The sequence below is a fragment of the Rhizobium sp. ARZ01 genome, from assembly GCF_014851675.1.
Lineage (GTDB): Bacteria > Pseudomonadota > Alphaproteobacteria > Rhizobiales > Rhizobiaceae > Mycoplana.
Window position 1 is genome coordinate 810722 of record NZ_JACVAE010000001.1, and the last position, 23569, is coordinate 834290.

The following is a 23569-nucleotide window of genomic DNA, read 5'->3' on the forward strand; positions in this document are numbered from 1 at the left end:
GCGGCATTGTCGAGCTTTTGGCCTATTCAGGTCCAGATGAACGCCATGCATTGGGCACAAATGCAACGATAACCGGCCGACGTCACGGTCTGCCCTCAATTGCCATTAAGTTTACGATGCCCATCTCAGCCGACTACCAGCCAACAGCTTCGAGTTAACCTGACGTCATCCCCTTGGGGACAGAGTCAGCAGGTGACAGGTCCAGCACGCAAACTCTCCCGTTTGCGGTGATCAAACATGATTTGACCAATAAAATAACGAGATCTGTCGCAGGTGGAGTCTAAAATAGTAAAATTTTAGAATTAAATTGAGCGTAAATAGAATACAATAATTTATGTTGCTTGTGATTTTGGAAATGCATACGTTAGCGATAGTATTTAATCAGAAATAACTATCAAAAGTCCCCTTTTGGACGGCGGAGGAGGCGTTATGACCAAGATCATCGGCACGCCCGACAATGAGACATTGCGCGGCAGCGAGGAAGTCGACCATATCTGGGGGCTTTCCGGTAACGACAACATCGACGCGGGTGGTGGTGACGATTTCGTGAACGCGGGTGCAGGGCACGACGTCCTGACGAGCTCGAGCGGCTACGACCGTCTCGACGGCGGTGCCGGTGACGACAGGATCATCCTCATCGGTACAGGTGGCGCCATTACTGGTGGCTTCGGCTACGACACGCTGATCGTCGATCTCTCTACGCTCTCTGATCGGGTGGTGTTCAACGGGGGAAGCGGTCACGCTGTCATCGGATATGGCAGTACGGATGAGCGGCACCTGTTCTTTCGTGATATCGAGGCACTCGAACTCAGGACGGGAAGTGGAGACGACCGCATCACGGGAACGGCGCGGGGTGACAGGATCTTCACCGGGGCCGGCAACGACGTCGTTGATGCGGGAGCCGGAAACGATTTCATCGAGAACATTGGCGGCTACGATCGCATCAATGCCGGTTCCGGGGACGACCGGATCAGCCTCGTCTGTGCGGGCGGTGCGGTCTTCGGTGGCGCTGGATCCGATACGCTGTCCATCGATCTTCGCTCTGGCTCGGAGCCAGTGGTGTTCAACGGCGAGAACGGCCATGGCATCATCGGATACCAGACGAGCGAACAACGGCACCTGTTCTTCGAGTACCACGACATTGAACTGATCGGCTTGTCGACGGGAAGCGGAAACGACCATGTTCGAGGAACCGCCTTCGCCGACTACATCTTGACGCAAGCGGGAGACGATTACGTCGACGGAGGAGCGGGAAACGACACGATTGTTGACGGTCTCGGCGCCAACCACCTATTCGGCGGTGACGGCAACGACCTCATCAATACGACGTTCGCATCAGCAGAGATCGATGGCGGTCAGGGCTGGGATTCGCTGCGAATCTACGAACAGACGCGCTTGACCGGCATCACCATCGATTTCGCTGCCGGCAGCGCATCGACCGGCACGGTCCTTCGCGGCATTGAGGAGGCTGTTATCGTGCTCGGCGCCGGCAACGACACGGTGATCGCGACCAATCTCGCTTATGTGACCGTGCAGGCCGGCGCCGGCGATGACCACATCGAAGGCGGGGCCGGCAACGACGCGCTTTACGGTGAGGCCGGCAACGACACGCTCGTCGGCGGCAACGGGGTCGACATATTGATCGGCGGCAGCGGCGCGGACATGTTTCTCTGGTCCACCGAAAGCCGTGATCAAGGGGGGATCGATCGTATCCGCGATTTCGGCACCGCCAGCGGCGATGTGATTGCGTTCTCTGACGTCGCCCAGGCCAGCACCGGCATACACGATTACGCCAGCTTCCTTGCGGCTTCGACCGATACCGCCTCCGGCGTGTATGTCGCCTTCAACGGTTCCAGTACTTTTGGCTTCCTGATCGAAGGCGTTTCGCTTGCGGCGCTCACGGCCGAAGACTTGGTGTTCGGCATCTGATACCAAACCGCCACTGACGCTGACTCACGGGATTTCCGGGGCAAATCATAGTTGACTATTGCAAACGGGAGGGTGATGTCAGGTTAACCGGCGCTGAAACCATGGCTCCGTCGCAAACTTGCATTGGGGACACGAAATTCGGCTGATGGTCATCCGGATAGGATGTCGAACTGTTCAGCGACCGACGGCGCGGGATCGTGGGCGTAACTCGCCTGGCGCTTTCGCATCATGTGAATCATCTCGATTCTGATAGAGGGTCGCGGCTGTGACTATCCGGCAGCCACTCCGGCTGCCGCTGCGCGCATCGCTGCTGCCTTTGCCTTGCTGCGCATCTGCCAGAGCGAATGGGCAAGCAGGGCGGCAATCAGGATCGCCCCGCCGACCAGCGTCTGGTTCGTGGGTCGCTCGGTGAAGATGATCCAGACCCAGATCGGCGCCGATACCGTTTCCAGCAGGTAGAACATGCCGACCTCGGGGGCCGAGAGAAAGCGCGGACCGGTCGCGAGGCACCAGTAGGCGAGGGGAATCATCACCAATCCGTTGAAGAGGATGAAGCCCGGCTGTTCGATCTGGAGGGTGCCAGCGGGCAGCATGAACACGGCGAAAAGGCCGGGAAGAATCGCCGCCGCAAGCGGAACGAAGCCCATGTCCGCACCGCTCTTGCGGCTAATGGTGATGGCCGAGGCCAGCACGAAGGCCGTGCAGGTCGCCATGGCGTCGCCGAACAGATTGCCGCTCTCCAGCCCATCTTGGACAATCAGCGCCACGCCGCAGACCATCGCGGCCATCGTCAGCAGCGTCGCCTTCGATGGACGCTCCCCGAGGAAGATCCAGGAAAGCAGGGCAGCGAACATCGAGGTGAAGGCGAGGAGGAAGGCGACGTTGGCGGTCGTGGTGTTAAAGACCGCCAACACGAAGGTCACCGAGGTGATGCCGTAGAAGACGCCGGCCGCGAGCCCCGCCCAGCCGGGGATGAGAACCATCGGCCTTTTCATCAGGAGCCGAATGATCGACCAGGCCGCAACCGCAATCAGGAACGTCGACAGGCTGCGCGCGGCGAGCACCGACCACACCTCGCCTTGCGCTGAGCGGATCAGGGGAATGTCGAAGGAGAGGGCGAGGCCGCCTATGGCTGTGATTATGAGGCCCTTGCGATGCAAGGCAGGGTCTTGGGCTTGTGACACGCGAAAATCCGATTCTCAGGCTGAACTTTCGCCATCATAGCGTTCCCAGCCGTGGGAAAGCAGATGCTCCTGCGGCAAAAACTTTACCTTGTAGTCCATTTTTCGCGAACCCTTGACCCAGTAACCGAGGTAGACATGCGGCAGCCCGAGCGCTTTCGCACGCCGGACGTGGTCGAGGATCATGTAGGTTCCGAGCGAACGCGGAGCACGGTCGGGGTCGTAAAAGGAATAGACCATCGACAGCCCGTCGCCCATCTTGTCGGTCAGGGCGACGGCGACGAGTTCGCCGCGCGGCCGCTCCTCGATGCCCGAGCCTTCCTCGCGCACACGATATTCGATGATCTTCGTGTGCACATGGGTATCCTCCACCATCATCGCATAGTCCAGCACCGACATGTCCGACATCCCGCCCTTTTGGTGGCGACTGTCGAGATAGTGTCGAAAGAGCGAATACTGCTCGCTGGAGGGCTCGGCCGGATATTCGTAGGCGACCAGATCGGCATTGGCGGCCAGAACGCGCCGCATCGAGCGGGATGGCTTGAACTCGTTGACGAGGATGCGCACCGAAACGCAGGCGCGGCAGGTTTCGCAGGCCGGACGGTAGGCGATGTTCTGCGATCGGCGGAACCCCCCTTGCGTCAACAGATCATTGAGTTCGGGAGCTCGCTCTCCGACGAGATGGGTGAATACCTTGCGCTCCATTTCGTGCGGCAGGTAGGGACATGCCGCCGGAGCCGTCAGATAGAATTGGGGAGCTGGGGTTGTCTGGGTGTTCATATTTCGGCGCGCGACTCCAATCGTGCCTCACGAATTATATTAGCATGGCGCAACTAAGGAAAAGGTCAACTGCCCCTGTGTGACTGCCGAAAGCAAGGACAGGAGTCGCAACGCCCATCCCGGCCGCCTAAAGACTTGAGCGCCGGACGACAACGGTGCCGAGCAGCAGGTCATGCAGCAAGCGGCTGCGATCGGTGAAGAGGCCGATCAGCAGGATGAACGGCGTCAGGATCGCATTGCCGATCCAGAACAGGACGAGATAGACGACGGCAGTGAGGAAATCCATCGGCCGCCCGTCGACCCGCATGACGGCGAGATCCATCACATTCATTCCGACACTCGCCTGGTTCGGTCCGCCGATCGTGAGCCCGAAGTAAAGCATGGCAACAATGACGAAGAGCGCCGGATAGAGCATCCAGCCGAGTCCGAGTGTGATGATGCCGAGGAAGAACACGACGACGGCTGCCGGTATCCAGAGCAGCGCGACGATCGCGTAGTCGATCAGGAACGCGAAAACCCGTCGCGACAGCACGCCGCGATAGGCACGCCAGTCCGTGCTCGGCAAACGAACCTCGTCATAGTTGCTCATGGAGATGCTCCTGTGTTCCATCATCGCACTGATATGGGAAACGCCCACGCAAATGCAATGCACGGCACGGCATTCCGCGGCGGCGGCGCACAGGAGTTGTCTGCGATCCGTTAGCCCTTTTTCGAAAGCGACCGGGCAACCTCAACTGCGAAATAGGTGAGAATACCGTCGCAGCCCGCACGCTTGAAGGCGAGCAGGGTTTCCATCATCACACGCTCCCCGTCGATCCAGCCGTTCATCGCTGCTGCCTTGATCTGGGAATATTCACCGGAGACCTGGTAGGCGAAGACCGGAAGACCGAAGGCTTCCTTCATCCGCCAACAGATGTCGAGGTAGGGAAGGCCGGGCTTGACCATCAGCATGTCCGCGCCTTCCTCGACATCGAGGGCTGCGTCGCGGATCGCCTCGGTGCCGTTGGCGGGGTCGATATAGTAGGTCTTCTTGTCACCCTTCAGCAGTCCACCGGTGCCGATCGCCTCGCGATAGGGGCCGTAGAAGGCGGAGGCGAACTTCGTTGCATAGGACATGATGCCGACGTTCTGATGGCCTGCGTCGTCGAGTGCCTGGCGGATTGCGCCGATCCGTCCATCCATCATCTCGGATGGCGCAATGATATCCGAGCCGGCATCTGCCTGTATCACGGCGGCTCTTGCGACCTGTTCCACGGTCTCATCGTTGACGATCTCGCCGCCGCGCAGGATCCCGTCATGGCCGTGAGTGGTGAACGGGTCGAGCGCCACATCGGTGATGACGCCGATCGACGGCACATGCTTCTTCAGCGCGCGCGTCGCTTCATTGATCAGGTTGTCGGCCGCAAGACAGTGCGAACCCGTTTCGTCGCGCAGGCTCATATCGATGTTCGGGAAGGTTGCGATGGCGGGAATGCCAAGGTCCGCTGCTTCCTTCGCCGCCTCGACCAGCCTGTCGACGCTCATTCGGTTGACGCCCGGCATGGCCGAGATCGGCTCAACGATGTTCGAACCGGGGACCACGAAAACCGGCCAGAGCAGATCGTCGACCGTAAGACAGTTCTCCCGGACCATTCGGCGAGTCCAATCCGCCTTGCGATTGCGGCGCATGCGCCGGTGGCCGGTGATCTGGTCGACGATATTGGTCATGGCTTTACCCTGCGATTTTCCTGCGCTCATAGCACGCGATTGAGCCTTATCAAAACCGGACAAAAGATGCGATTGCGGCACAAGGCCGCTTTGCGATGACATTGCTGCTTTATGCATGGGCGGGGACTGCTATTGTCCGCCCATGGTTTCTGATTCACTGAAAGTGCCGCGACGCACCCTGACCGACACGCTTTTCCTGTTGTTTCTGCGACTGATGGCGGTCGTATGCCTGTGGTTTGCCCTGCAGTATTGGGCCATGCTGACCGGCTTCTCTCTCGGAGGCAGGGGGCGCTTCGATCTCCTGCCGCCAGCCTGGAAGGCAGCCGCGACAGCACTTGCCGTGATGTACCCCGTGGCTGCCGTGGGGCTTTGGCTGCTTGCTCCCTGGGGTGCGGTTGTCTGGGTGCTGGCGGCGGCTACCGAGATTGCCATGCACGAATTCTATCCGTCCATTTTCGGCATCAACCGGCTGCTCGTCTTCACTCATATGGGAGTGGCCGCTTTGTACGTCCTTTTCCAGATCGCGTTCTTCTTCCAGCGCCGCAAACAGGCACGGCAGGTAAGGACTGATTTACCCTGAAACACGGAGCGGCGAGGGTAAGGCACTGTTAAGGCTGCGGTTTAAGTAGAATTTTAGATGCATTCGATAGGGTCTCACTCAAGGCGGGAAAACAGACACCGCCACCAAAACAGTGAGGCAGAAAACATGAACACGAAGCTGAAGCCGCAGGCCGTCGCAGTCGATCATCAGGAAGATGCGATCCGCAACCTCTATCTGGAATCCCTCCACCTCGTCGAGCGTCTGCACCGTCGCCTGCTCGACGTCATCAAGGACGAGTTCGACCGTGCCGGCCGTTCCGACGTCAACGCCGTCCAGGCGCTGCTCCTTTTCAACATCGGCAATTCCGAGCTGACCGCCGGCGAGCTCCGCTCGCGTGGTTATTACCTCGGCTCGAACGTTTCCTACAACGTCAAGAAGCTGGTCGACCTCGGCTTCATCAACCACCAGCGCTCGCGTGTCGACCGCCGTTCGGTCCGCATCAGCCTGACCGAAAGCGGCCAGGAAATCGCCGAGACCGTCGCCAGGCTCTACGAGCGCCATATCGGCTCGATCCAGAAGGTCGGCGGCATCGGCGAGAACGAATTCAACGAGATGAACCGTCTCCTGCAGCGCCTCGACCGCTTCTGGAACGACTCGATCCTCTATCGCCTGTAATTCGGCGCGGCGAGCGCGTCGCAACGACCTCCAGCGTCGATCAAAACCGGATGCGTCCCTGCGCGTCCGGTTTTCTCGTTCAAAATTCCGACTGGTATCGAAGTGTGAACCAGCGTGCCTGTGTGCGTGCCTCTTGGAACACGAATCGGCCATATTGCTGTGACAGCGAAAAGCCTCCAGGCATGCGCCAGCCGCATGGCCGGTTTCCGTTTGTTAACCCTGTTCGTGATAGGCGTTGTCGGATATGGGTCTTGATGGCCGAAGGACCCGCACGGGCCTGGGCCGCGGTTTGCGGCCGGCAGAGAATGGTAGGATAGATGTCTCGCAAGATCGGAACTGATGTTTTTTCGCGCCGCGCCTTCCTGCGCTCCGCCGCAACCTTTGGCGCCGCCGCCGTTGCAGGCTCCGCAGCCGCCCAGACAGCGATCGACGATATCCTGAATGCGCCGCGCCGAGGCAACTGGGACGATCAGTTCGATGCGAAGGCCTCGCGCACGGCAACCGCCGTCGTCTCGAACAGTCCGGTCTTTGGTCCTGATTCCGCCGGCCATATCCAGCAGGCGATCTTCGACTACCAGAACATCGTCTCGGGCGGGGGATGGCCAATGGTCAGCGCCTCACAGAAGCTGGAGCTCGGCATCAGCGATCCCGCCGTGCAGACGCTGCGCCAGCGCCTGATCATCTCGGGCGACCTGCCACGCTCGGCAGGCATTTCGAATGCCTACGACTCCTATGTCGACGGTGCAGTGAAGCGGTTCCAAGCCCGTCACGGCCTGCCGGCCGATGGTGTTCTCGGCGAATACACGCTGAAAGCAATGAATGTGCCGGCGGATGTCCGTCTCGGCCAGCTCCAGACGAACCTCGTCCGCATCCAGGCCATGTCCGGCGACCTCGGCTATCGCTTCGTGATGGTGAACATTCCCGCCGCCCATATCGAGGCGGTGGAGAACAACCGTGTGGCGCTCCGCCACACCGCGATCGTGGGTAAGTATGATCGTCAGTCGCCGATCCTCAATTCCAAGATCTACGAAGTGATCATCAACCCCTACTGGACCGCACCGCGCTCGATCATCCAGAAGGACATCGTGCCGCTGATGCGCAAGGATCCGACCTACCTGACGCGCAACAACATCCGTCTGATCGATGGCAGCGGCAATGAGGTCGCCCCGGAAACGATTGACTGGTTCGCCGACAAGGCGCCGAACCTGATGTTCCGCCAGGATCCGGGCAAGATCAACGCCATGTCCTCGACGAAGATCAACTTTCACAACGAGCATCAGGTTTACATGCACGACACGCCGCAGCAGGGACTGTTCAACAAGCTGATGCGGTTCGAATCGTCCGGCTGCGTGCGCGTGCAGAACGTGCGCGACCTGTCGACCTGGCTCCTGAAGGATACGCCCGGCTGGTCGCGCTCGCAGATGGAGGCTACGATCAAGACCGGCGTCAACACGCCAATCAAGCTTGCCCAGGAAGTGCCGGTTTATTTCGTCTATATCACCGCCTGGTCGGCCAAGGACCGCGTGGTCCAGTTCCGCGACGACATCTACCAGCGCGACGGCGCCGCCGAGCTGGCGCTGCAGACGAGCTTCGGACAGGAGGGAACTGTCGAGCAGGACGCGCTGCCGCAGTAAAATTTCTGCCTTCCCAATACGGGGCCGTGCAATCGCCAGGTTGCACGGTCCTTTCGTTTCATGCCTCCCACGTCGTTTTTATTTCACAAGCGGGATGGAAATGCCGCATTCGGCACAGCGGATATTGCCCTTGCCATGCGAGGACGATAAACACCGTGCCACCGTCTCACAGGAGCCTCGAGGATGAGCCTTTCTTCCACCACCGATGCATTCTTCAGCCGCTCGCTCGCCGATACCGATCCAGATATCTTCGGCGCGATCGAGAAGGAACTCGGTCGCCAGCGTCACGAGATCGAACTGATCGCCTCGGAAAACATCGTTTCGCGCGCCGTGCTCGAAGCCCAGGGCTCGATCATGACGAACAAGTATGCGGAAGGCTATCCGGGCAAGCGCTACTATGGCGGCTGCCAGTTCGTCGACATCGCCGAGGAACTCGCCATCGAGCGTGCCAAGAAGCTCTTCGGCGTCAATTTCGCCAACGTCCAGCCTAACTCCGGTTCGCAAATGAACCAGGCCGTGTTCCTGGCGCTGCTCCAGCCGGGCGACACTTTCATGGGCCTCGACCTGAATTCGGGCGGCCACCTGACGCACGGCTCGCCGGTGAACATGTCCGGCAAGTGGTTCAACGTCGTCTCCTACGGCGTGCGTGAAGGCGACAACCTGCTCGACATGGACGACGTCGCCGAGAAAGCGCTGAAGCACAAGCCGAAGCTGATCATCGCCGGCGGCACCGCCTATTCGCGCATCTGGGACTGGAAGCGCTTCCGCGAGATCGCTGACGAAGTTGGCGCCTACCTAATGGTCGACATGGCCCACATTGCCGGCCTCGTTGCCGGTGGCCAGCATCCGTCGCCGTTCCCGCACTGCCATGTCGCAACGACCACGACGCACAAGTCGCTCCGTGGCCCGCGTGGCGGCGTCGTGCTGACCAACGACGAGGACATCGCCAAGAAGATCAACTCGGCCGTGTTCCCCGGCCTGCAGGGTGGTCCGCTGATGCACATCATCGCCGCCAAGGCCGTCGCCTTCGGCGAGGCGCTGCAGCCTGAGTTCAAGGACTACGCTGCGCAGATCGTCAAGAACGCCAAGGCGCTCGCCGAAACGCTGATCGCCGGTGGTCTCGACATTGTGTCGGGCGGCACCGACAATCACCTGATGCTCGTCGATCTTCGCAAGAAGAACGCGACCGGCAAGCGCGCCGAGGCAGCCCTTGGCCGCGGCTACATCACCTGCAACAAGAACGGCATCCCCTTCGATCCCGAAAAGCCCTTCGTCACCTCCGGCGTCCGCCTTGGCACGCCGGCCGGCACGACGCGCGGCTTCAAGGAAGCTGAGTTCAAGGAGATCGGCAAGCTGATCGTCGAGGTTCTCGATGGCCTGAAGGTCGCCAACTCCGACGAAGGTAATGCCTCGGTGGAAGCATCCGTCCGGGAAAAGGTCGTCGTCCTGACGAACCGCTTCCCCATGTACCCCTACATGTAAGGACCAGGAATGCGCTGCCCCTATTGCGCTTCGGAAGACACGCAGGTGAAGGATTCCCGTCCTGCAGAGGACGGGACCGCCATCCGCCGCCGCCGCATCTGCCCCGATTGCGGCGGTCGCTTCACGACGTTCGAGCGGGTGCAGCTTCGCGAACTGATGGTGCTGAAGAAGACGGGCCGCAAGGCCCCCTTCGATCGCGACAAACTGATGAAGTCGTTCGAGATTGCCCTGCGCAAACGCCCCGTCGACCGCGACCGGATCGAGCGCGCCGTCTCTGGCATCGTCCGTCGCCTCGAAAGCTCCGGCGAAACGGAGATTTCGTCGGAGGAGATCGGTCTGCAGGTGCTCGAGGCACTGAAGGCGCTCGATGACGTCGCCTTCGTTCGCTACGCCTCCGTCTACCGTGACTTCTCGCATGTCGATGACTTCGAGAAGACGCTGTCCGAGGTCGCTGCCAAGATCGCCCGCGATCCCGGCGACGGAAACTGAACATGACCGGCGCGGCGGAAGACAAACGCTTCATGGCCGCCGCGTTACGGCTGAGCCTGCGAGATCTGGGGCGGACCGGTACCAATCCCTCCGTTGGCTGCGTCCTCGTCAAGGACGGGACAGTCCTGTCGACGGGCGTTACCGATATCGGCGGGCGGCCGCACGCCGAGCGCATTGCGCTTGCCGAGGCCGGTGAGGGCGCCCGCGACGCAACCGCCTATGTGACGCTTGAACCCTGTTCCCATCACGGCAAGACGCCGCCTTGCGCGGAAGCGCTGGTCGCCGCCGGCGTCGCCCGCGTGGTGATTTCCGTCACCGATCCCGACGAGCGCGTCGCAGGCAAGGGCATTGCCATGCTCGAAGCCGCAGGTATCCAAGTCGAGACGGGTGTGCTGGAGGAAGAGGGGCGCAGGGCACTCGCGGCCTACCTCATGCGTCAGATCAAAAAACGGCCGTATGTGACACTGAAGCTTGCCGTTTCCTCCGATGGAATGCTCGGCCGACTTGGTGCCGGCCAGGTCGCCGTGACCGGTCCAATTTCGCGCGGTCAGGTGCATGTGCTGCGCTCCCAGAGCGACGCGATCCTGATCGGGATCGGCACTGCAACGGCCGACAATCCCGAACTGACCTGCCGGCTGCCGGGGCTTGAGGGCCGCTCGCCGATCCGCATCGTGGTGGATCACGATTTGCGACTGCCGCTCTATGGGAAGCTGGCGCTGACGGCACGCGATGTGCCCGTGATCGACGTAGCGCCGGAACCGCCGGGATTTGACGACGTAACCGACAAGGCTATTCTCAGGCGTCGCGCGGCATTGGACTCGACAGGGGTCGAAGTTCTCCAGAGCGATCCGAACCTTCTGGGCAACCTACTGGCCGGTCTTGCCTCGCGTGGTATTTCCTCGCTGCTTGTGGAGGGCGGCGCGACGGTGGCGCGCAGCTTCCTCGGCGCGGAACTTGTCGATCGAATCCACCTTTACACGGGACCCAATCCGATTGGCGAAAACGGGGTCGCGTCCCCATGTGTATCCGGCGCCATGCCAACCGGCTTTGCGCTGCGGCGGACGATGCGCTTCGGCGCGGACCTGTTTGAAGAATACGAAAGAGACGAAGAATGTTCACCGGCATTGTAACCGATATCGGCACCATCGAGCGCGTCGAGCCGATGAACGAGGGCGTACGGCTGCGGGTGCGTACGGCCTACGATCCGGCGACCATCGACATGGGCGCATCGATAGCCCATTCCGGCACGTGCCTGACGGTGACAGCACTTCCGGAGCGGGGCTCCAACGATCGCTGGTTCGAGGTTGAGGCCTGGGAAGAGGCATTGCGGCTGACGACGATTGCCGGGTGGAAAGCGGGAACACGGATCAATCTTGAACGCTCTCTCAAGATTGGAGACGAACTCGGCGGTCATCTCGTGTCCGGCCATGTCGACGGCAAGGCAGAGGTCCTTTCCATAGAGGCGGAAGGCGATGCGACGCGATTCACCCTGCGCGCGCCGGCTGGACTGGAGCGTTTCGTCGCGCCGAAAGGTTCGGTTGCGCTTGACGGTACCTCGCTCACCGTGAATGCCGTGGAAGGAGATGTCTTCGACGTTCTCCTGATCCGCCATACGCTCGAGGTTACCACCTGGGGCGAGCGCAAGGCCGGCGACTTCGTTAACTTCGAGGTCGACACGATGGCTCGCTACGCGGCCCGGCTTGCAGAGTTTCCGGCGCCAAGGGCGCAATAGGCCTTCATTCCGCGTACTCAACCAGAGCGATAGTCTCACTCCAATAGTCGAGGCTTTATACACCCTCGTGACTACAACCGTCTCCCGCAGCCGGCATACACGCGGTCGAATGGTTATATTCCTTTACATGCGAACTTGAAGCAGCATCGATGTGAATATGTTCGCGTACGCACAGCGTGATGGACCAGCAATCGTTCAACAGGGGCAGGGAGAGAACGATGACGCCAGACAATGAAAGATCTTCCCAGGTGAACCGGGCTCGTCGCCATTTTCTCGGCGCAGCCGCAGCCGCCGGCGCCAAAGTGGCCGCGATGGGCGTTTTTGCCACGACGATATTCCCAGCCTCCAAAGCGCGCGCTAAGGGTACGAATTGGGGCGATGGCGGCGATGGCGGCCGTGGGTCCCGCTGCTTCCTACGCGGAACCGCGATCCTGACGACGAATGGCGAGGTTCGTGTCGAGGAGCTTACAGTCGGCGATCTTGTCGAGACCGTGAACGGCAAGAGCATGAAGGTCCGGTGGATCGGCCGTCAGGTGTTCAAGCGCGCAGGCCCGGCCTGGCCGAAAAATGTCATGCCGATCCGCATTTCGCGGCATGCACTCGATCAGCAGACCCCACATACGGATCTGTACGTTTCACCCGATCATGCCTTTTTTATCGACGGCGTGCTTATACGGGCGAAGGATCTCGTCAACGGGGCAACAATCGCGCCATGCCTTCCATCCGCTTGCGAAACGGTCGAGTATTTCAACCTACTGCTCGACAGTCACGAGGTGATCCTGGCCGAGGGCGCTCCCGCCGAGACTTTCCGGCCGGTGGCCGGAAATCATGAGGCATTCGCCAATTTCGCCGAACTCGAGCACCTCTTGCCCGATGTGGCGCGAAACACCATGGCACCTTTTGCGCCGGTCGTCGGTTTTCGCGGGCGGGACCATCTCAAGGCGCTCCTGCTGCTCGGGTTGCGGCCCTTCACACCGTCGGACGATCCGATCGCAGACGCACAGGCGCGCTTTGCTGCCCGCGCCAAAGAGTTGGCCGACTGATAGCCGATCGGCCTCCTGGATGTCGGGTGCACGTGAGAGCGAAACGCCGCCGGCCACACCGCGGCGTTTCCTATCGCAGGAACAGAACGACGTCGCCATTGCAGGACGTGCGCGCCGTCTCGCGAAAGCCGAGCCTTGTTGCGACGCGCATGGAGGCCGCATTGTCGGGATGGATGATGCAGGACATGATCTTGCCGGGAAAACGATCTTCGGCCCAGGAAATCAACGTCTTGAGGGCCTCGGTTGCATAGCCGCGGCCTTGCGCGGAGGGATCGAGCATCCAGCCTGCTTCCAACGTCCCTTCGATCGACGGCTCCATTACGCGGCGCATCTCCTGAAAGCCTGCTTCGCCGATGACGCGGCCGGTTTCCTTTTCTTCAATGACCAGAAAGCCGAAACCGAGATGATACCACATGCCGGTCCAGCGCATCATGCGAACCCAGGTCTCCTGCCGCGTCGCCGGGCTGCCGGTGATATAGCGCATCACGCTCTCGTCTTTGCTGAGCTCGACGCACCTGTCGAAATCCTCCAGGCGATACGGCCGCAGGATCAGGCGTTCGGTCTCGAAAATGGGTATCGTCATCGTTGTCGTGCCTATCGTCATCGTTCTTAATGCCTCAAAATTGTGTCGGTGCCGGCCGGTTCAGGCACCCGGCTCGCCTTCCCAGTAATCCACGGTGCTCTCGGCCCGTCCGATGAAGCGGAACCGCGCAGGGCCGCCGGCTTCCGGCCGGGTCTTGGCGAGAAACTTGCCGGAGTCCGGGTACTCGCAGATTTCAGTGGCGGCCATAGTCGAGATGGACAGGTACTTGAGCGACACGGACCCCGTGTTGATCAGGTGGTGCGCCGTTTCCGGTCCGCCAGCGGGCGCGCCGAGGACATCGCCCGGGCCGACCTCGTAGCGGGCAGCACCGAAGCGGTAGGTACCGGTTCCCTCGATGATGATGAAGAGTTCCTCCTCGACATGGTGGTTGTGAAACGGGCAGCCGGATTTTCCTGGCGGCACCTCGCCATAACCGATCCCGAGGTCTTTCAGGCCCAGTAACCCTCCAAAGGAGACATCACGTGATTCGAAGAAGTCGCCTTGCGTCCAGTGATCGAGCGCTAGTGTTTTCGGATTGATGATCGGTTTTTGTGGTTCGGTCATGGTCGGGTCCTCTGAGCGGCGGCTGTGGCCATTTATCGGCAACACGCATTAAGGGAGCGGGTCAGGTATCCCGCACTGTGACGGCGGCGTAAAGCGCTTGGTTCCCCGGAATCGGGCACATTTGTCCGAATTTCCTTGCCTTCGTCGCCCCGTCGTGGTTTGACCGCGGCCTCTGCCGCGACGATCCGCGTGCCTCCTCTCACAACATTCGGGTGACCCATGGCAAATGCTGAAAGCCCTCATCTCCTCATCGTCGAGGCGCGCTTCTATGATGACATGTCCGACGCGCTGCTGGATGGCGCCAAGACCGCGCTCGACGAAGCGGGCGCGACCTACGATATCGTAACCGTTCCCGGTGCGCTGGAAATTCCAGGAGCCATATCGATGGCGCTCGACGGCATGGATTATGGCGGCATAGAGTATGATGGTTTCGTGGCGCTCGGGATGGTGATCCGCGGAGAGACCTATCACTTCGATATCGTGGCCAACGAATCCTGCCGTGCAATCATGGATTTGACCGTCAGCGAGGGGCTGCCGATCGGCAACGGCATCCTGACGGTGGAAAACGACGAGCAGGCCTGGGCGCGCGCCCGCCGCTCCGAGGGCGACAAGGGCGGCTTTGCCGCGCGCGCCGCGCTGACGATGATCAACCTGAAGAAGAAGCTGGGCGGCGCATCGTGACCAAGGGTAAATCGGATCACCCGGTGAAACAGGCGAACCAGCGGGGCGCTGCGCGCCTTGCGGCCGTGCAGGCTCTGTATCAGATGGATGTCGCCGGTACCGGCGTGCTCGAGATCGTCGCCGAATACGAAGCCCATCGCCTGGGCCAGGAAGTGGACGGCGAGACCTATCTGAAAGCGGATGCATCCTGGTTCCGTTCGATCGTTTCGGGCGTCGTGCGCGATCAGCGCAAGCTCGATCCGCTGATCGGCGGCGCATTGCAGGACGACTGGGCGTTGTCGCGGCTGGATTCGACCGTTCGCGCGATCCTGCGCGCCGGGACCTTCGAACTTCTGGAGCGCAAGGACGTGCCGGTCGCGGTGATCGTCACGGAATATGTCGAGATCGCCAAAGCCTTCTTCGAGGACGAGGAGCCCAAGCTCGTCAACGCCGTTCTGGATCGCATCGCCCGTCAGGTTCGCAGCGAAGCAAAGTCATAGGGTGACGCAATGACCATGGTGGCAGAAGGCCTCGAACGCGAACTTTCTTCCGCTCGTCGCAATGTCTTTCTGCTGACCATGGCACAGGCGATCCTCGCCTCCGCCGGACCGATCGTATTCTCGATCGGCGGCATTGCCGGCTACCAGCTTCTTGGCGAGGACAAGTCATTGGCGACGGCGCCGCTGACTGGTTTCAACGTCGGCGTGTCGCTTGGCGCGGTTTTGGTTGCCATTCTTGCGCGTCTGTTGGGGCGCGCCTACGGTTTCGTCGCCGGCGCCGTGATCTCTGCCGTCGGCGGATTGACCGCGGCGATTGCCCTTTTCCGTTCCGATTTCTGGATGATGGCGGTCGGCTTCCTGCTGATTGGCATGTCCTCGGGCTTCGCCCAGAAGATCCGCTTTGCCGCCGCCGACGCGTCGCCCTCCTTCTACAAGCCGCGCGCGATCTCCTGGATTCTTGCCGGCGGCGTGATTTCCGCCGTGCTCGGCCCGCAACTCGTGATCCTGACCAAGGACCTGTTCGAGCCCGTTCTTTTCGCCGGTGCCTTCGTCGCGATGGTGCCGCTGTCGCTTGCAGCGATCGTGATCTTCCTGCTGCTGCGGCTGCCGGACACGTCTGCATCGGCAGCGGGGCATGCCGAGCCTGCGCGTCCGCTTGCGCAAATCGTTCTCAGCCAGCGGTTTCTGACCGGGATGATCTGCGGCATATCGAGCTATGCACTGATGACCTTCATGATGACGGGCGCGCCGCTCGCCATGGTGATCGGCTGCGGCTTTTCGCAGGAACTGGCAACGCTCGGCATCCAGTGGCACGTGCTTGCCATGTTCGGTCCGAGCTTCTTCACCGGCATGCTGATCCATCGCTACGGCACCGAGAAAGTGGTTGCCGCCGGACTTGTGATCCTGATGGCATGCGCAGGCGTTGCCCATGCGGGGATCGAACTGTGGAGCTTTTGGGGTGCACTGATCCTGCTCGGCGTCGGCTGGAATTTCGGCTTCATCGGCTCGACGGCGATCGTTGCCTCCACGTATCGCCCGCATGAGGCCGACAAGGTTCAGGGTTTCCACGACATCGTGCTCTTCGGCACCGTCGCGCTTGCCTCGTTTTCCTCGGGCAAGGTGTTCAATGCATATGGCTGGCAGACGATCAATCTCGTCTTCTGGCCGGTTGCGGGGATCAGCCTGATTCTCATCCTGATGCTGGCTTATCGTGGCCGCGAGCGGTCAGTCTAAGCCGACGCACTGAAAAATAAGCACTTCCGATCACTTGCGTTGTGACGCTGCGTCTTGACGCAAGCGATTCGCACTTGCACTCTCTCCGCGTCGTCAACTGCCCGCATTGTGAGGAGGCAAGCGGGCCGCTGGCGTTTTTTATGGCCGCAGCGGAACGGAGCGCGGCTTCACAGGAGGAAATAGCGAAATGACCATATTATTGGGCGTTATCGCATGCGGGTTGCTCTCGGTGGTTTATGCCATCTGGGCGACGCGATCGGTGCTGGCCGCCGATCAGGGGAACGCCCGCATGCAGGAAATTGCAGGCTATATCCGGGAAGGGGCACAGGCCTATCTGACCCGCCAGTACAAGACCATTGCAGTCGTCGGCGTCGTCGTTTTCATTGCCGCCTGGCTTCTTCTGTCCTCAACCGCCGCCTTTGGTTTTCTGATCGGCGCCGTTCTTTCCGGTGCGGCCGGCTTCATCGGCATGCACGTCTCCGTCCGCGCCAACGTGCGCACAGCCCAGGCCGCATCGGTCAGCCTGGCATCCGGCCTTGAGATCGCCTTCAAGTCTGGCGCGATCACCGGCATGCTGGTTGCGGGCCTGGCGCTTCTAGGCGTCTCTATCTACTACTGGATCCTGACCTCCGTTCTCGGCCACGAACCGGCCTCCCGTGAGGTCATCGATTCGCTCGTGGCACTTGGTTTCGGCGCGTCGCTGATCTCGATCTTCGCCCGTCTCGGCGGTGGCATCTTCACCAAGGGTGCGGACGTTGGCGGGGACCTGGTCGGCAAGGTCGAGGCTGGAATTCCGGAAGATGATCCGCGCAACCCGGCCACGATCGCCGACAACGTCGGCGACAACGTCGGTGACTGCGCCGGTATGGCTGCCGACCTTTTCGAGACCTATGCCGTATCGGTCGTTGCGACGATGGTGCTGGCCGCAATTTTCTTCGGCGGCACGCCAGTCCTTGCGACCGTGATGGTCTATCCGCTCGCGATCTGCGCAGCCTGTGTGATCACGTCGATCATCGGCACGTTCTTCGTCAAGCTTGGCACGAACAACTCGATCATGGGGGCGCTGTACAAGGGCCTGATCGTTACGGGTCTGCTTTCGATCCTCGGCCTCGGGGCGGCAACATCGCTGACGATCGGCTGGGGTTCGATCGGAACGGTCGACGGCATGGATGTTACCGGCACAAACCTGTTCATCTGCGGCTTGCTGGGCCTCGTCGTGACCGCACTGATCGTGGTCATCACCGAGTACTACACCGGCACGAACAAGCGCCCGGTCAACTCGATTGCGCAGGCCTCCGTCACAGGCCACGGCACGAACGTCATCCAGGGGCTTGCCGTTTCGCTGGAATCGACGGCGCTTCCGGCAATCGTCATCGTCGGCGGCATCATTGCCACCTATCAGCTGGCGGGTCTCTTCGGCACGGGTATCGCTGTTACCGCCATGCTCGGCCTTGCCGGCATGATCGTGGCGCTCGACGCTTTTGGTCCGGTCACCGACAACGCCGGCGGGATCGCCGAGATGTCCCACCTGCCGCCGGAAGTGCGCAAGTCGACCGATGCGCTCGATGCCGTCGGCAACACGACCAAGGCGGTCACGAAGGGCTATGCCATCGGTTCGGCCGGCCTCGGCGCGCTGGTGCTGTTTGCCGCGTACTCCAACGACCTGTCCTACTTTGCCGCCAATGGCGACAAGTATCCCTACTTCGCCGGTATCGGCGAGATCTCCTTCGATCTCTCCAATCCCTATGTCGTGGCGGGTCTCATCTTCGGTGGGCTGATCCCGTATCTCTTCGGCGGCATCGCGATGACGGCCGTCGGACGCGCCGCAGGCGCAATCGTCGAGGAGGTGCGCAAGCAGTTCAAGGAGAAGCCCGGTATCATGGAGGGCAAGGACAAGCCCAATTATGGTCGCGCGGTGGATCTCCTCACCAAGGCGGCGATCCGGGAAATGATCGTGCCCTCGCTGCTGCCGGTGCTTGCGCCGCTCGTCGTCTATTTCGGCGTGCTGCTCATCTCCGGTTCGAAGGCCTCGGCCTTTGCAGCGCTCGGCGCTTCGCTCCTCGGTGTCATCGTCAACGGGCTCTTCGTAGCAATTTCCATGACCTCCGGCGGTGGCGCCTGGGACAATGCGAAGAAGAGCTTCGAGGATGGCTTCGTCGACAAGGACGGGCAACGTCACATGAAGGGCTCCGAGGCGCACAAGGCCTCCGTCACCGGTGATACCGTCGGTGATCCCTACAAGGATACGGCCGGTCCGGCCGTCAACCCGGCGATCAAGATCACCAACATCGTGGCGCTCCTGTTGCTGGCCGTGCTGGCTTGAGCGACCTTTGAGAAAACGAAAAAACCGCGAGGCATGCGCCTCGCGGTTTTTTCGTGCCGGTTTGACCGAAGAGCTTATTGCGGTGCGCTGAGTGCGTTGCGGATTGCCGCGTTCGGATCGCCGCCGCCCTTCAGCAACTGTCCGAGGAAGGTCGTTTCCACCCCGCCGGTCGGCGTCGTGCGCGAGACCATGTCGAACGGCACACCGTCCTTCAGCGCATAGTTCGCCAGTCGATCCACGTTGCCGTCCTTGTTGAAATAGACCGCAAGAATGCTCTGCTCGATGATCTTCGGCTTCATGAACGCGACCGGGCGCGAGCGCTTCTGCGAGATGTAATAGAACACTTCGCTGTCGAAGGTTGCCGTCGTCGATGGGGTTCCAAGCGAGAGCAGCACCTGTTCGCGGGAAGAACCGACCGGCGCAAGTGCCAGCGTCTGGTCGTCCACGATGTAGCCCTGATTGAGCACTTCACCCGTTTGGCAGCCGGCAAGGACGCTGGTTGAAAGGGCAATAGCAATCGTGACGTTGCGCAGCAAAATCATATCAGTCCTGAAATAGCATCTCTTCAACGACAAACCCCTTAAGGCTAAGATGGCCGGCGAGCCATTGCAATTCGTGCATGCTTCGGTAAACCAGCTTCGGCTGTCATGCAACACGACACGGACGGCTCGCACTCCTTCAATCAGCCAAAACTAGGCGTTATGATGATTTTCGGCCTGTTCAGGAAAAAAAACGCCAACCAGCGGATCGTCGAAAACCAGTACGCCCTTCTGACGGCCGGGGCCCGCCAGCCCTATCTCTATGAGGCGCTCGGCGTTCCCGACACGGTGATGGGGCGGTTCGAGATGCTGTCTGCCGTTCTCATTCTCTATTTCCGCCGTACGCGCGCTTCTGCAACGTCCGGTCAGGAAATCGCCCAGCAGATCATCGATGCCTTCTTCCAGGACGTGGATCATTCGATCCGCGAACTCGGCATCAGTGATGTCGGCGTGCCGAAACGCATGAAGAAACTTGCTGGTCGTTTCTACGGCCGCCTCGAATCCTACGCCGCCGCGCTCGATGCCGGGAATCGCGATGCCCTTGCACAGGCATTGAGACGCAATATTCATCCAGAGGGCGGCGACGATGCACCGGACATGCAAGGGCTGGCACACTATCTTTTTGCCGCCGAAGCGCATTTGACGGCGCTGGACGAATTGACGATTGAAACCGGAACCGCGCAGTTGCCTGCGGCAGGTTCCGCCGACTGACCGGCGCAAGTCGCCGAGGAAGCACAATGAAGCACGACGAAGACATCCCATTCTCCTACCTCGTCAAGGTTGGACACATCTCGGCCAATCCCGTCGAAGTAAAGATCGCCGCGGATGGAAATGAATGCAGCGGCCTGGCGCGCCAGTGGGGCGTTCCGGAGGTAAGATCCTTTTCGGCCGAACTGCAGGTCCAGCGCTGGAAGAAGGATGGCGTCAGACTGAAGGGCAGGGTGCAGGCCAACATCGTCCAATCATGCGTGGTGACGCTCGATCCGGTGGAATCGTTGATCGACGAGCCGATCGATGCCGTATTTGTACCCGAGGGCTCCAAGCTGGCCCGGACGCCGGTGGTCGAGGGCGGCGAAATGCTGCTCGATCCTGATGGTCCCGACAGCCCGGAGACCTTTCACGGCGATACAATCGACGTTGCTGTCGTGGCTGCTGAATACGCGGCGATGGCGATCGATGCCTATCCGCGCAAGGAGGGCGTCATGTTCTCCGGTCATGTGGAGCACAGCGAAGACGATGATAGAAAGCCGTCTCCTTTCGCCGTGTTGAAAGACTGGAAAAAGGACTGAATGGGCCTATTGAGCCTTGATAATTCGGTTGTCACCCGGGCGAAAAGCGGTATTTTGACCGAAATTCCGCCCCCGGGGGGCTGGAGAAAAGGACAAGACTCGCGTGGTCAAAATTTCCGTTGATGTCATGGGTGGCGATTTCGGCCCGCAGGTCGTGATCCCTGGCATAGCCAAGGCACTTGAACGTCACCCCGACATTCGTTTTTGCCTGTTTGGTCTTGAAGAGCAATGCCGGCCGTTGCTCGATCAGTATCCGAAGGTGAGGGACGCCAGCACCTTCACGCACTGCGAAATTGCAGTTGGAATGGATGAGAAGCCGAGCCAGGCGCTTCGTCGCGGCCGGGGCAAGTCGTCCATGTGGAAAGCGCTCGAAGCTGTCGCCAAGGGCGAAGCGGATGTCGCCGTTTCGGCCGGCAATACCGGCGCGCTGATGGCCATGGCGAAGTTCTGCCTGCGCATGATGGCCAATATCGAGCGCCCGGCCATCGCCGGCATCTGGCCGACGCTGAAGGGCGAGAGCATCGTCCTGGACATCGGGGCGACGATCGGCGCGGACGCCAATCAGTTGTTCGACTTCGCACTCATGGGCGGCGCCATGGCGCGAGCTCTTTTCGAGATCGATCGCCCGACACTCGGCCTGCTCAATGTCGGCGTCGAGGAGATCAAGGGCCAGGAAGAGGTCAAGGCCGCCGGTCAGCTGATCCGCGAGGCCAATTTTGACACGATCGACTATTATGGCTTCGTCGAAGGCGATGACATCGGCCGTGGCACTGTCGACGTGGTCGTGACGGAAGGCTTCGCCGGCAACATCGCGCTGAAGGCTGCGGAAGGCACCGCCCGTCAGATCGGAGAATACCTGCGCGCCGCCATGTCGCGCACCTGGCTTGCCAAGCTCGGCTACATCCTGGCCAAGAGTGCATTCGACCGGCTGCGCGAAAAGATGGATCCGCGCAAGGTCAATGGCGGCGTGTTCCTCGGTCTGAACGGCATCGTCATCAAGAGCCACGGCGGGACGGATGCAGAGGGCTTTGCTGCGGCGGTCGATGTCGGCTACGACATGGCCCGCAACGGGCTGAAGGAAAAGATCGAAAACGACCTCAAGAGATATCATGCAGACAGACCCGTCGAAGGCGCGGCCGGCAGCATGAGCGACGGGATATAGGAAGAAGAATGATCCGTTCAGTGGTTCGCGGTTTCGGGACGGCGCTCCCGAAGCGGGTGCTCACAAATCGTGAGCTGGAAAGCATGGTCGACACGTCCGACGAGTGGATCGTGCAACGCACCGGCATTCGCCAGCGCTACATCGCCGGCGAGGGAGAAACGACGGCATCGCTCGGCGAAGGGGCCGCACGCGCCGCATTGGACAATGCCGGGCTGACGCCTGGCGACATCGATCTGATCATCGTCGCCACCTCGACGCCGGACAACACCTTTCCGGCGACGGCCGTCAACATCCAGAACCGACTCGGGATGCACCACGGCTTTGCCTTCGACGTGCAGGCGGTTTGCTCCGGGTTTGTCTATGCGGTGACGACGGCGGATGCCTATATCCGCGGCGGGTTGGCGCGGCGCGTGCTGGTTATCGGCGCCGAAACCTTCTCGCGCATCCTCGACTGGACCGATCGCACGACCTGCGTGCTCTTCGGTGACGGGGCCGGTGCAATCGTGCTGGAAGCGCAGGAAGGCGAGGGCACGGTTGCCGACCGCGGCGTCCTGACCGCGCAACTGCGCTCCGACGGCGCCCACAAGGACAAACTCTTTGTCGACGGCGGTCCCTCGACCACCGGTACGGTCGGGCATCTGCGCATGGAAGGCCGTGAAGTGTTCAAGCACGCCGTCGGCATGATCACCGACGTGATCGTCGCCGCCTTCGATGCGACGGGGCTCTCGGTTGACGATCTCGACTGGATGGTTCCGCACCAGGCGAATCGCCGCATCATCGACGGCTCGGCCAAGAAACTCGGCATTCCCTTGGAGAAGGTCGTCGTCACCGTCGATCTGCACGGCAATACGTCGGCCGCTTCGATCCCGCTCGCGCTAGCCGCCGCTGCAAGCGATGGTCGCATCAAAAAGGGCGACCTCGTCCTGCTGGAGGCGATGGGCGGCGGGTTCACCTGGGGCGCGGTGCTGCTGCGCTGGTAGCCGACTAAGACTTTGCACCCGATTTCAACGGCGCTTGACCGGCAACGGCAAGAGAAATACTCTTGCCGGATAAGTAAGCGCTTTCAATAAGAAACGGTGGGAGAAGATGAGCGGCAAAACCGTGACACGCGCAGATTTGGCCGAATCGGTATTTCGTAAGGTGGGCCTGTCCAGGACCGAATCGGCGGAACTCGTCGAGACCGTCATCGATGAGATATGCAACGCTATCGTGCGTGGCGAGAGCGTGAAGCTGTCCTCATTCGCGACCTTCCAGGTGCGCGACAAGAACGAGCGCATCGGCCGCAACCCAAAGACCGGCGAAGAGGTTCCGATCTCGCCCCGGCGCGTCATGACCTTCAAGGCTTCGAACGTGCTGAAGCAGCGGGTCTTGAAGGCGCACACGGCCCGCAAGACCAAGCAGAAGCCGCAAGCCCCGGCCCCCTGACAGAACGCGGCTTTGGAAAGCTCGAATTCTTCGCTTGAAAAAGGCGAGACAACCCGCTGAAATGCAACGACTCGCCGGTTTTTCCCGGCTTTGAGTCG

The 23569-nt window shown here is 60.9% G+C and carries 25 protein-coding genes and 1 pseudogene; 18 read left to right on the forward strand and 8 right to left on the reverse strand.

Features of this window, described 5'->3' with window-relative positions; translation table 11 throughout:
• Window positions 1-429: 429 nt before the first annotated feature.
• Window positions 430-1929 (forward strand): calcium-binding protein, encoded by a 1500-nt coding sequence (locus IB238_RS03780; RefSeq protein ID WP_192243702.1) that lies wholly within the window; start codon window positions 430-432, stop codon window positions 1927-1929.
• A gap of 149 nt (window positions 1930-2078) precedes the next feature.
• On the opposite strand, the pseudogene IB238_RS03785 reads toward IB238_RS03780, so the two are convergent.
• The 5 genes and pseudogenes from IB238_RS03785 to hemB form a co-directional block, all read right to left on the reverse strand.
• A pseudogene (locus IB238_RS03785) lies at window positions 2079-2174 on the reverse strand (IS6 family transposase); the annotation flags it as partial.
• Window positions 2175-2198: 24 nt separating this feature from the next.
• Window positions 2199-3113 carry a DMT family transporter gene (locus tag IB238_RS03790; protein WP_192243704.1) on the reverse strand — a complete coding sequence of 305 codons (915 nt, stop codon included), beginning with the start codon at window positions 3111-3113 and terminating at the stop codon, window positions 2199-2201.
• 15 nt (window positions 3114-3128) lie between these two features.
• Window positions 3129-3890, reverse strand: a complete 762-nt coding sequence (locus IB238_RS03795) for an arginyltransferase (RefSeq protein WP_192243706.1) — start codon at window positions 3888-3890, stop codon at window positions 3129-3131.
• Window positions 3891-4017: 127 nt separating this feature from the next.
• Window positions 4018-4479 (reverse strand): RDD family protein, encoded by a 462-nt coding sequence (locus IB238_RS03800; protein ID WP_192243708.1) that lies wholly within the window; start codon window positions 4477-4479, stop codon window positions 4018-4020.
• Window positions 4480-4589: 110 nt separating this feature from the next.
• Window positions 4590-5597, reverse strand: a complete 1008-nt coding sequence (hemB, locus tag IB238_RS03805; RefSeq protein ID WP_192243710.1) for a porphobilinogen synthase — start codon at window positions 5595-5597, stop codon at window positions 4590-4592.
• 142 nt (window positions 5598-5739) lie between these two features.
• On the opposite strand from hemB, the gene IB238_RS03810 reads away from it, so the two are divergent.
• From IB238_RS03810 to IB238_RS03845, 8 genes are all read left to right on the forward strand, one after another.
• Window positions 5740-6177 carry a DUF6163 family protein gene (locus tag IB238_RS03810; protein WP_192243712.1) on the forward strand — a complete coding sequence of 146 codons (438 nt, stop codon included), beginning with the start codon at window positions 5740-5742 and terminating at the stop codon, window positions 6175-6177.
• Between the two features lie 126 nt (window positions 6178-6303).
• On the forward strand, window positions 6304-6813 hold the full coding sequence (locus IB238_RS03815; protein WP_192243714.1) for a MarR family winged helix-turn-helix transcriptional regulator: 510 nt from the start codon (window positions 6304-6306) through the stop codon (window positions 6811-6813).
• Window positions 6814-7130: 317 nt separating this feature from the next.
• Window positions 7131-8447 (forward strand): L,D-transpeptidase family protein, encoded by a 1317-nt coding sequence (locus IB238_RS03820; RefSeq protein ID WP_192243716.1) that lies wholly within the window; start codon window positions 7131-7133, stop codon window positions 8445-8447.
• Between the two features lie 183 nt (window positions 8448-8630).
• Window positions 8631-9929, forward strand: coding sequence for a serine hydroxymethyltransferase (glyA, locus tag IB238_RS03825; RefSeq protein WP_192243718.1), 1299 nt, complete (start codon window positions 8631-8633; stop codon window positions 9927-9929).
• 9 nt (window positions 9930-9938) lie between these two features.
• Complete coding sequence (nrdR, locus tag IB238_RS03830) at window positions 9939-10418, forward strand: transcriptional regulator NrdR (protein WP_192243720.1); 480 nt, start codon at window positions 9939-9941, stop codon at window positions 10416-10418.
• A gap of 2 nt (window positions 10419-10420) precedes the next feature.
• On the forward strand, window positions 10421-11548 hold the full coding sequence (ribD, locus tag IB238_RS03835; RefSeq protein WP_192243722.1) for a bifunctional diaminohydroxyphosphoribosylaminopyrimidine deaminase/5-amino-6-(5-phosphoribosylamino)uracil reductase RibD: 1128 nt from the start codon (window positions 10421-10423) through the stop codon (window positions 11546-11548).
• Window positions 11530-12150 carry a riboflavin synthase gene (locus IB238_RS03840; RefSeq protein WP_192243724.1) on the forward strand — a complete coding sequence of 207 codons (621 nt, stop codon included), beginning with the start codon at window positions 11530-11532 and terminating at the stop codon, window positions 12148-12150. The genes ribD and IB238_RS03840 overlap by 19 nt, the downstream gene beginning before the upstream one ends.
• Before the next feature lie 218 nt (window positions 12151-12368).
• Entirely contained in the window at window positions 12369-13193 is an 825-nt protein-coding gene (locus tag IB238_RS03845) for a Hint domain-containing protein (protein ID WP_192243726.1), read from the forward strand.
• A gap of 70 nt (window positions 13194-13263) precedes the next feature.
• On the opposite strand, the gene IB238_RS03850 is transcribed toward IB238_RS03845, so the two are convergent.
• The gene (locus IB238_RS03850; RefSeq protein ID WP_192243728.1) at window positions 13264-13776 is read right to left on the reverse strand and encodes a GNAT family N-acetyltransferase; all 513 of its coding nucleotides are present in this window, start codon (window positions 13774-13776) and stop codon (window positions 13264-13266) included.
• Window positions 13777-13836: 60 nt separating this feature from the next.
• Window positions 13837-14340 carry a cupin domain-containing protein gene (locus tag IB238_RS03855; protein ID WP_192243730.1) on the reverse strand — a complete coding sequence of 168 codons (504 nt, stop codon included), beginning with the start codon at window positions 14338-14340 and terminating at the stop codon, window positions 13837-13839.
• A 219-nt stretch (window positions 14341-14559) separates the two neighbouring features.
• Here IB238_RS03855 and ribH point away from each other — a divergent pair, with 219 nt between their 5' ends.
• The 4 genes from ribH (at window position 14560) to IB238_RS03875 (ending at window position 19056) form a co-directional block, all read left to right on the forward strand.
• The gene (ribH, locus tag IB238_RS03860) at window positions 14560-15021 is read left to right on the forward strand and encodes a 6,7-dimethyl-8-ribityllumazine synthase (RefSeq protein WP_192243732.1); all 462 of its coding nucleotides are present in this window, start codon (window positions 14560-14562) and stop codon (window positions 15019-15021) included.
• Window positions 15018-15500, forward strand: coding sequence for a transcription antitermination factor NusB (gene nusB, locus IB238_RS03865; RefSeq protein ID WP_192243734.1), 483 nt, complete (start codon window positions 15018-15020; stop codon window positions 15498-15500). The genes ribH and nusB overlap by 4 nt, the downstream gene beginning before the upstream one ends.
• A 9-nt stretch (window positions 15501-15509) precedes the next feature.
• Complete coding sequence (locus tag IB238_RS03870) at window positions 15510-16733, forward strand: MFS transporter (protein ID WP_192243736.1); 1224 nt, start codon at window positions 15510-15512, stop codon at window positions 16731-16733.
• 187 nt (window positions 16734-16920) lie between these two features.
• Window positions 16921-19056 (forward strand): sodium-translocating pyrophosphatase, encoded by a 2136-nt coding sequence (locus IB238_RS03875; protein ID WP_192243738.1) that lies wholly within the window; start codon window positions 16921-16923, stop codon window positions 19054-19056.
• Window positions 19057-19130: 74 nt separating this feature from the next.
• Here the strand turns inward: IB238_RS03875 and IB238_RS03880 are convergent, their stop codons facing one another.
• A complete protein-coding gene (locus IB238_RS03880; protein ID WP_192243740.1) occupies window positions 19131-19598 on the reverse strand; it encodes an outer membrane protein assembly factor BamE in 468 nt (155 codons plus the stop codon).
• A 105-nt stretch (window positions 19599-19703) separates the two neighbouring features.
• On the opposite strand from IB238_RS03880, the gene IB238_RS03885 reads away from it, so the two are divergent.
• The 5 genes from IB238_RS03885 (at window position 19704) to IB238_RS03905 (ending at window position 23471) form a co-directional block, all read left to right on the forward strand.
• Window positions 19704-20306, forward strand: coding sequence for a ubiquinol-cytochrome C chaperone family protein (locus IB238_RS03885; protein WP_192243742.1), 603 nt, complete (start codon window positions 19704-19706; stop codon window positions 20304-20306).
• A 26-nt stretch (window positions 20307-20332) separates the two neighbouring features.
• The gene (locus tag IB238_RS03890) at window positions 20333-20884 is read left to right on the forward strand and encodes a YceD family protein (protein ID WP_192243744.1); all 552 of its coding nucleotides are present in this window, start codon (window positions 20333-20335) and stop codon (window positions 20882-20884) included.
• Window positions 20885-20987: 103 nt separating this feature from the next.
• Window positions 20988-22046: a phosphate acyltransferase PlsX gene (gene plsX, locus IB238_RS03895; RefSeq protein ID WP_192243746.1), complete on the forward strand. Its 1059-nt coding sequence runs from the start codon at window positions 20988-20990 to the stop codon at window positions 22044-22046.
• An 8-nt stretch (window positions 22047-22054) separates the two neighbouring features.
• Window positions 22055-23026: a beta-ketoacyl-ACP synthase III gene (locus IB238_RS03900; protein WP_192243748.1), complete on the forward strand. Its 972-nt coding sequence runs from the start codon at window positions 22055-22057 to the stop codon at window positions 23024-23026.
• A 106-nt stretch (window positions 23027-23132) separates the two neighbouring features.
• A complete protein-coding gene (locus tag IB238_RS03905) occupies window positions 23133-23471 on the forward strand; it encodes an integration host factor subunit alpha (protein WP_192243750.1) in 339 nt (112 codons plus the stop codon).
• Window positions 23472-23569 lie beyond the last annotated feature (98 nt).

Excerpts from the sequence above, each read along its gene's own strand:
- IB238_RS03780 (WP_192243702.1), top strand. The coding sequence starts at position 430 with ATGACCAAGATCATCGGCACGCCCGACAATGAGACATTGCGCGGCAGC.
- IB238_RS03795 (WP_192243706.1), bottom strand. The coding sequence starts at position 3,890 with ATGAACACCCAGACAACCCCAGCTCCCCAATTCTATCTGACGGCTCCG.
- IB238_RS03800 (WP_192243708.1), bottom strand. The coding sequence starts at position 4,479 with ATGAGCAACTATGACGAGGTTCGTTTGCCGAGCACGGACTGGCGTGCC.
- hemB (WP_192243710.1), bottom strand. The coding sequence starts at position 5,597 with ATGACCAATATCGTCGACCAGATCACCGGCCACCGGCGCATGCGCCGC.
- IB238_RS03810 (WP_192243712.1), top strand. The coding sequence starts at position 5,740 with ATGGTTTCTGATTCACTGAAAGTGCCGCGACGCACCCTGACCGACACG.
- IB238_RS03815 (WP_192243714.1), top strand. The coding sequence starts at position 6,304 with ATGAACACGAAGCTGAAGCCGCAGGCCGTCGCAGTCGATCATCAGGAA.
- IB238_RS03820 (WP_192243716.1), top strand. The coding sequence starts at position 7,131 with ATGTCTCGCAAGATCGGAACTGATGTTTTTTCGCGCCGCGCCTTCCTG.
- glyA (WP_192243718.1), top strand. The coding sequence starts at position 8,631 with ATGAGCCTTTCTTCCACCACCGATGCATTCTTCAGCCGCTCGCTCGCC.
- nrdR (WP_192243720.1), top strand. The coding sequence starts at position 9,939 with ATGCGCTGCCCCTATTGCGCTTCGGAAGACACGCAGGTGAAGGATTCC.
- ribD (WP_192243722.1), top strand. The coding sequence starts at position 10,421 with ATGACCGGCGCGGCGGAAGACAAACGCTTCATGGCCGCCGCGTTACGG.
- IB238_RS03840 (WP_192243724.1), top strand. The coding sequence starts at position 11,530 with ATGTTCACCGGCATTGTAACCGATATCGGCACCATCGAGCGCGTCGAG.
- IB238_RS03845 (WP_192243726.1), top strand. The coding sequence starts at position 12,369 with ATGACGCCAGACAATGAAAGATCTTCCCAGGTGAACCGGGCTCGTCGC.
- IB238_RS03850 (WP_192243728.1), bottom strand. The coding sequence starts at position 13,776 with ATGACGATACCCATTTTCGAGACCGAACGCCTGATCCTGCGGCCGTAT.
- IB238_RS03855 (WP_192243730.1), bottom strand. The coding sequence starts at position 14,340 with ATGACCGAACCACAAAAACCGATCATCAATCCGAAAACACTAGCGCTC.
- ribH (WP_192243732.1), top strand. The coding sequence starts at position 14,560 with ATGGCAAATGCTGAAAGCCCTCATCTCCTCATCGTCGAGGCGCGCTTC.
- IB238_RS03870 (WP_192243736.1), top strand. The coding sequence starts at position 15,510 with ATGACCATGGTGGCAGAAGGCCTCGAACGCGAACTTTCTTCCGCTCGT.
- IB238_RS03875 (WP_192243738.1), top strand. The coding sequence starts at position 16,921 with ATGACCATATTATTGGGCGTTATCGCATGCGGGTTGCTCTCGGTGGTT.
- IB238_RS03880 (WP_192243740.1), bottom strand. The coding sequence starts at position 19,598 with ATGATTTTGCTGCGCAACGTCACGATTGCTATTGCCCTTTCAACCAGC.
- IB238_RS03885 (WP_192243742.1), top strand. The coding sequence starts at position 19,704 with ATGCAACACGACACGGACGGCTCGCACTCCTTCAATCAGCCAAAACTA.
- IB238_RS03890 (WP_192243744.1), top strand. The coding sequence starts at position 20,333 with ATGAAGCACGACGAAGACATCCCATTCTCCTACCTCGTCAAGGTTGGA.
- IB238_RS03900 (WP_192243748.1), top strand. The coding sequence starts at position 22,055 with ATGATCCGTTCAGTGGTTCGCGGTTTCGGGACGGCGCTCCCGAAGCGG.
- IB238_RS03905 (WP_192243750.1), top strand. The coding sequence starts at position 23,133 with ATGAGCGGCAAAACCGTGACACGCGCAGATTTGGCCGAATCGGTATTT.